This is a genomic window from bacterium (assembly GCA_030247525.1).
Classification (GTDB): Bacteria; Electryoneota; JAOADG01; order JAOADG01; family JAOADG01; genus JAOTSC01.
Map to the genome: position 1 here is coordinate 1 of JAOTSC010000188.1, position 6110 is coordinate 6110.

The following is a 6110-nucleotide window of genomic DNA, read 5'->3' on the forward strand; positions in this document are numbered from 1 at the left end:
TCGATGAAGAGGATTACGGAACGCCTGACAACAACCCGATGGATGTCCACACTCACGGAACTCATGTTGCCGGAATATTGGCTGCACGTACCAATAACGGGGTAGGTATTGCATCGGCAAGCTATAATGTGAAAACACTGGCAATGCGCGCCGGGTATGCGTATCGCTCCGATCAATATCTGTTCGGAGACGGTCTGGTCGACGATTTCGCTCGGGCAACCCAATATGTAGCAAACCGCGGAGCGCGGGTCGTCAGTTTCAGTTATGGCTATGACTATCCCGATAGTGCGTGGCAAGCAGCGGTGAACTATCTCGCTGCGAATGATGCTTTGGTTTTTGGCGCTGCTGGGAACAATGACAACGCGAGTTACATCTATCCAGCGATGTTTGAAAATGCTATTGCGGTTGCAGCATTAAACCGTGGTAATGTCCGGGCATGGTTTTCCAGTTATGGCAGTTGGGTGGACATCGCTGCGCCAGGTGTTGCAATCTGGTCGACCGTGATGCCAAATATGATAAACTCCGCTTATTATACTCAGTATTCGGGTACATCGATGGCGACGCCAAATGTAGCTGCGGTAGCGGCGTTGCTCTGGTCGAAGAATCCTGCCCTATCGGCAATCGACGTTCGCACTGCGATCTACCAAACCGCAACCAATCTCACGCAAATCAATCCCGGATATATGTTAGGAGCAGGGGGAGTAGATGCGAGAGCTGCCATCGAAACGATCCCTGAACGTCCTTTGCGGTTACTCACGCCTTCTTCCATCGAGGATACGTTATGGATTGGTTGTCCAGATACATTCCGGTGGGTAGATCAGAGCAGCACAACGCTGAGGATACAGTCTCAAACCAACTATCCCTACGGCGAATGGACGACGTTATTTGCATCGACGCCGAACGACGGCTGGGAACCCTGGATACCAACGGGAATCGCTTCCAAAATGCGCTTTCGGATACTTTCCAATACGGACTTTCGATGGCAAGATAGGTCGGACAATGACTTACCGCTCTCCACCAAAGCGCTGGTACTTAATGAACCGAATAGTGGCGTAAAGTTGTTCAATGCAATCGATACGATTCGGTGGGCGAAACGCGGGGTAGAGCGAATCCGCATCGAATGGAACCGCTACTATCCGCTTGGTGAGTGGGAGTTGATTGCATCTCATGTCGATGCTTCTATTGGTTACATGCAGTGGATTATTCCCCGAGTTGGTACAAACAATGCCCGAATAAAAATAACTGACGAATCGGACGCTACGCGATTCGATATCTCGAATGCAAGTTTCACAATTCGCTCCTCACAAATCCTGATAACCAGTTTCGCAACCAAAGATACCGTTTACACTGGTATCCCTTTTACACTGCGCTGGAGTTCATTCGGAGTATCAGGAAACCTGGCGCTGGATGTTAATACATCCTATCCAACGGGAAACTGGATTCGCTATGACGGAAGTGTTCCAAATTATGATTCACTCCGGATTACACTGCCACATTCGATCTATGGAGAGAACACACGATTACGGTTACGCTCCAATAATGATTCGACAATTAGTGCGATTCATTTTGGAAGCCTTCGGATTGTTCGACCTTGGATCCAAATCACTAATCCCAATGGCGGAGAAAACTGGTCGTTGTTTCAATCCTATCAAGTGCGTTGGCAAGGTGACCATATCGCTCCGGTGAGAGTGCAAATTGCCCGCGATTACCCTTCCAACCAATGGAACGATGTCTCTGATGTAATTGCCAATACTGGTTCTTATTGGTGGGGAGTTATTCCACCGTGGTCGAGTCGCTGTCGCATCCGGGTATTTTTCCGCGATTTTCCTTCTATCGGCGATACAACCGACTGCGATTTTTCGCTGTCGGGCGTTGGCATAAGTGAACAGACCGGATTGCTGCCGGATCGCTTTACGGTCGAAACGCCGTATCCCAATCCCGCTAATCGAGAAGTATTGTTGCGGTTTGCCATTCCATCGGATGCCCAAGTGACGGTCGAGATTTTCAACCTCCAAGGCAGACAAATCGAACGGCTTTCAAGCCAATGGTATCGAAGCGGTTTTCATTCGATTCGCTGGAACCCGGGAATGCAGAGTCACAACGCCTTTACCAGCGGTGTTTATTTTGTAAAAGTCGCATACGCGGGACAGACACTCTGGGGGAAAGGAGTTATATTGAGGTAGAGTATTGTTGTCACAGCAATCGAAATCTTTCGACTAAGACATCAATCCTATCGAATCGGGAGTACGATATGATTCGCAATGTCCGCTGGTTACTTGTATTGTTAGTACTATTCGGTTTAGAGAATGTTACGGCAGCAGTTAGACCACTGCTGCCTAATCGATCCAGCAAGATCGAGCTGCGAATTGCTGCCCCGATGCTGCAATCCCTGCATCGTACGTTTGACGGTGTTCTTCATTACCCAACCGGATTACTTGCATTCGATGATCTCCTCTGTGAGTATGAAATTGTCGAAGTACATCCCCTCTTCACCCACGATCCGGTTTCTTTACGAAATCCAATATTCTTTCAGGTAGGGATGGATCGCTTTTTCGAGCTGACCTGTGATGCTTTTGTTACTCTATCGGAATCGGAACGGGAAACATTGTTAGGTAGGCTCCGTTCGATTGAAGGGATTGAGCTTGCCAACTTCATTGGATTGTGTGGACCGTTATTTACACCCAACGACTTTTCTCTCGAAGGGAGAGAACTTTGGGGGTTAGACACGATGCATTGCCGGCAAGCTTGGGACTTACAGAAAGGTAACGACGAGATTCTCGTCGCTACAATCGACACCGGAATTGACTATGTACATGAGGACTTGCGCGATAACATTGCAATCAATCCCGGTGAGGATATCGATCAGGATGGACAACTAAGCACTGCCGACAATAATGTATCGATGACGATGACAATGGCTTTATCGACGACGTAATCGGATGGGATTTCCAAAGTGCAAGCTGGGGTCAGATTTATGTGGATTTATTGGGATTGATCGATTCGATTCCCGGGGAAGATTATGGTATCCCCGATAACGATCCACCAGATTATTACGGACATGGAACCCATGTGGCAGGTACGATAGCCGGATGCACAAACAACGGCATCGGCATTGCTTCCGGGAGCTTTAATGTGAAGCAATTAGCGATACGAGCAGCTGTAGCGTTTACATATAATGGAACAAGAACTGCACGTGGATACTCCAATGATTTTGTTCGTGCAATACAATACGTCGTTAACCGACAAGTCCGAGTGATAAGCATAAGTTTTGGTGGAAGTACACCAGACTCCTCATATCAAGCGGTGACTGAATATGCCCGTGAAAATGGCGCAATAATGTTTGCCGCTGCAGGAAACTCAGACTCTATCGAAATCAATTATCCTGCTGGGTATCCCAATGTCATTTCAGTCGCATCATTAAGACGAGGAAATCTACGTTCTACATTTTCAAATTACGGACCTACGATAGGTATCTCCGCTCCCGGCTCAAGTATTTGGTCGACGATGACTCTACAATCCAACGAAGCGACACTCTATGCTTCATGGTCGGGAACGTCGATGGCGACGCCGAATGCCGCTTCGGTTGCAGCATTAATCTTCTCAAAGAACCCATCACTGACACCGGCGCAAGTGCAGCAGTATCTATATCAAAATGCCACCAATATTTCTGCGTTGAATCCCGGTTATCAGTTAGGCGCAGGCGGTGTTAATGCCCAACGTTCGATCCAAGCGACGCCGCGACGACCTTTGTTATTAGTGTCGCCAAGCGCACGATCCGATACGATTTGGTTGAATCGACCCGATACAATTCGTTGGAGCGATACTCAGAGCAATGCCATCCGCATTGAGTGGAATCGGAATTTCCCTTATGATGCTTGGCAGGCACTTTTGGCAACTACTCCGAACGACGGGATACATATCTGGACACCAACTGGAGCTGAGCTGCCACATGTACGGATCCGGGTTATCTCGAATACAAACATTCTTTGGAATGACCGCTCCGATTATTCCGTTCCACTAATGAATCCACAGCTCACGATCGGTGCTCATAGCAACGTTGTCGCATATCATGCCCGCGACACAATCCGGTGGAATATGGCAGGAGTTAATCGAGTCGATGTTAAATGGAACCGGAACTATCCGATGGGAAGTTGGGATACCATTGCCACCAATATTCCTGCTGCAAATGGACAGATAGTTTGGACAATACCTTCTTTACCCACTCAACATGCCCGAATAAAAGTGATCGACCGCCGCTACCCGGAGTTATCTTCACTCTCACCGGATGATATTGCAATTGTCCCACCTATGCTGGCGTGGAACGACTCATTGAATAGTGACTCCTTGTGGGGGGGATTGCCAACGACTCTCTACTGGGACTCCTTTGGTGTGTTTGGAACACTCAAGCTCGATATCATGATTGGCTATCCAACCGGCAATTGGTCACCGATCTTTGAAGAGCTTCCCAACACAGGGAATACTACTTTCATGATCCCGACAAGTATCTCAAACGATCATGTAAGGTTTCGCCTTCAATGGAATCTCGACACTTCAGTTACAACCATTACTTCACGCGATATTCCAATTACTCGAGCAACGTATCGGATTGTCTCTCCCAATGGTGGTGAAAATTGGGGAATCAACGAAGTGCACCGGATCGAATGGAGTAGCAATAATCCAGCGACAGTTCTCGTGCAGCTCAATCGTACCTTTCCGAGCGGACAATGGATCCCGATAAGCGATCCAGTAACGAATGCAAATTCAGTGCTGTGGTCGGTTACTTCTCCGATATCGGGTCGCTGTCGAGTTCGTGTTATTCCCCAAAGTTCGACGATGGTGGGCGATACCTCCGATGCGAATTTTCAGATTGGCGTATCTTCGGTAAATCTTGATGAAAACACGATTCCGGGTGAGTTAATCTTGCTTTCGCCACAACCAAACCCCGCCAATGCATCGGTGACATTACGTTTCGGATTACCGACCCCGTTACCGGTAAAAGTCGCGATATTTAATGTGCATGGACAAGAAATCGCGGAGTTTCCTGAACGGATGTATACTCCCGGTTATCATTCGATCAGTTTGAATCTAACGCAGCGCAATGGTTTGCATAGTAGCAGCGGAATCTTCATCGTTCGAGTTACTTCAGCGTCGCGTTCCTATTACACGAAAGGGCTCTATGTAAAGTAGAACATAAAAACCCTCATAGAACGCGTGTGCATTTGATATAATGAAAAAAAGCTTTATGAAGAATAGGAAAGTTTTCACACAGTAAAATTATTCGCTACTTTTCTTGATTGACTGTGTAGTAAAGAATACTCTCTCTTCTCGTTTTGTTTTGAGGCAAAAATGAATTCGTTCGTTGTCAATACCCGCCGCCTGCGGCTTCCACTCCGCATGGGAACACTTTTCTTTGCAATACTCGCATTTTCGTTAACCGGACGTGCACAGCCTTGGCTAACATCACTTCCCGAAGATTCGCTGGGAAAGATTTCCTATGCGAGGGAAGTGCAGTTGTTCGATCAATACTGGTCAAACCGGCAGCCGGAAAAAGGAAAAGGTTACAAAGCCTTCATGCGAAAACGCTGGTTTTGGGATCGTCGACTCGATGAAACGGGAGAACTGAATTCGGCAAAGCACTGGCAAGGGTGGGAGGAGAAACAGCGACTGTTTCCGGTAAGTGCAACCGACGAAGCCGATTGGTTGCCGGTTGGTCCTGCAATGATCCCTACTTCCGGCGGTGGTGTCGGTCGGGTAAACTGCGTCACTATTCATCCAAGCAATCCTAATATTATCTGGGTCGGGGCTGCCTCTGGTGGAGCTTGGCGCTCATCCGATGGTGGTTCGACTTGGGAAACGACGACTGATTATCTCCCGTTGTTAGGGGTGACAAGTATCGTCATCGATTATGTTAATCCAAATGTCATCTATCTGGCAACCGGCGATAACGATGGTGGAAATACCTATAGCGTAGGCATTCTGAAATCGACCGATGGTGGCGACACTTGGAATCAAACCGGATTAACCTATCAAACCACCAATTACCGGATTCTCGGAAAATTGATGATGAGCCGGGTCGACAACAATCTCCTCGTGTTAACCACCCACAGTGC

At 47.9% G+C, this 6110-nt stretch carries 4 protein-coding genes; all 4 read left to right on the plus strand.

Translation table 11 applies throughout. The annotated features are described in order from the left end of the window. Positions 1-2183, plus strand: a 2183-nt coding sequence (locus OEM52_13255) for a S8 family peptidase (protein MDK9701103.1), incomplete at its 5' end; no start/stop codon positions are given. 68 nt (positions 2184-2251) lie between these two features. Next, positions 2252-2935 (plus strand): hypothetical protein, encoded by a 684-nt coding sequence (locus OEM52_13260; protein ID MDK9701104.1) that lies wholly within the window; start codon positions 2252-2254, stop codon positions 2933-2935. Positions 2936-2976: 41 nt separating this feature from the next. Next, positions 2977-5187: a S8 family peptidase gene (locus OEM52_13265; GenBank protein MDK9701105.1), complete on the plus strand. Its 2211-nt coding sequence runs from the start codon at positions 2977-2979 to the stop codon at positions 5185-5187. 159 nt (positions 5188-5346) lie between these two features. Continuing rightward, a partial coding sequence (locus OEM52_13270) for a hypothetical protein (protein MDK9701106.1) occupies positions 5347-6110 on the plus strand: 764 nt, incomplete at its 3' end.

Excerpts from the sequence above, each read along its gene's own strand:
- OEM52_13260 (MDK9701104.1), top strand. The coding sequence starts at position 2,252 with ATGATTCGCAATGTCCGCTGGTTACTTGTATTGTTAGTACTATTCGGT.